The 736-nt window shown below is 65.8% G+C and carries 2 pseudogenes; one reads left to right on the top strand and one right to left on the bottom strand.

Features of this window, described 5'->3' with window-relative positions:
* A pseudogene (locus C8D93_RS20315) lies at positions 1-262 on the top strand (tyrosine-type recombinase/integrase); the annotation flags it as partial.
* 47 nt (positions 263-309) lie between these two features.
* On the opposite strand, the pseudogene C8D93_RS20320 reads toward C8D93_RS20315, so the two are convergent.
* Positions 310-736 (bottom strand): annotated as a pseudogene (locus C8D93_RS20320) (LysR substrate-binding domain-containing protein); the annotation flags it as partial.

The raw sequence follows: 736 nt of genomic DNA on the forward strand, positions 1-736 counted from the left end.
GAACGTAGGCAACCGCGGCCAGCGCGTGCCGGACTGGCACCTCGACCCACTCAAGCACGAGCTGATCCAGTCCGTCCTGAAGCTGACCAGGGGTGCGGACCCTTGGCAGATCTACCATGCACTACTGCAACCGCGCTCGATGCTGCGGGGGTGTTCGGCACTGGAGGGCGTGACGGCCGGCAATCTCGACAAGCTCGTCATGGCAGTGAGCACAGCCGTGAAGGAAAGCGAATGGACCCCGCTGCGAGTCGGAGTCGCCTAGCAGCAGGAATGCGGGATCGTGGCGAAACCGCGATCCCCGCGCGTCTGTCAGGACACCAAGCGCGCGCGGCGGGCGAATCTTGCCTGGGTGTCCGACAAGGAAGCATCGCGGCGGAGCAGGTAAGCCATCACGATCGTTGGTGCGCCGGCCAGCGGCCGCACGGCGATGCCTCGGCGTAGGTAGCTCGCCAGTCTCGCGGCAGGCGCAATGGCGATCCCGTACCCGGCGGCAACCAGCGTCATCGCCACATCGAATGTCTCCACCGTTTGCTCTCGCTCTTGCAGCGCGTTCTCGAACACACGCTGCACGGTCATGCGCCATGGTTCATCGGCCGTGGACTGCGAGCAGATCAAGGGCTGCTTGAGCACTTCCCCGCACGGCACTTCACGGTGGGCCAGCAGGTGGGAGCGCTTGGCCACGGCGACCGCCAGCGTGTCATGCCACAGCGGTTCGCATACCCAGCCAGGCCACTGT

Origin of the sequence: Sinimarinibacterium flocculans (assembly GCF_003201205.1) — a bacterium.
In the GTDB taxonomy this organism is placed as follows: Bacteria; Pseudomonadota; Gammaproteobacteria; order Nevskiales; family Nevskiaceae; genus Solimonas; species Solimonas flocculans.